We start from the raw sequence: 381 nt of genomic DNA, 5'->3' as shown, positions 1-381 counted from the left end.
CGTATCGTCTGGCCGCGTCGGCCGAGATGCTCTTCATCGACCGGCCGTTCGTGGAGCGCGTCGAACGCATCCGCGATCGGGGTTTCGAGGTCGAGATCTGGGACTGGAGCACGAAGGGCCTCACCGCGCTCGCGCGGACCGGAGCGACGTTCTCGTCGATGACCGGGTACCTCCGCGGCGATCTCACCACTCCCGAGGGCATCTCGGAGCTGCTGCGCACGGCAGAGGAGTCGCTTCGCGCGGCCGAGGTGATCGACGCACCGCGCCTGAACCTCCACGGCACGGGACTCGACCCGCAGGGTCTCCCCGTCGTGCCGCGGACCGAGGTGTCGGGCGCGGACTGGATCACCGCGGGCAGTCCGGTCACCGGGCCGCTGACCT

The 381-nt window shown here is 70.3% G+C and carries 1 pseudogene; it reads left to right on the top strand.

The annotated features are described in order from the left end of the window. Positions 1-381: pseudogene (locus KVT44_RS55665) on the top strand (hydroxypyruvate isomerase); the annotation flags it as partial.

It is taken from the genome of Streptomyces sp. GbtcB7 (assembly GCF_019091445.1).
In the GTDB taxonomy this organism is placed as follows: domain Bacteria; phylum Actinomycetota; class Actinomycetes; order Streptomycetales; family Streptomycetaceae; genus Streptomyces; species Streptomyces mirabilis.
Note: the sequence above shows the minus strand (reverse complement) of the source record. Positions and strands in the feature narration are given on the sequence as shown.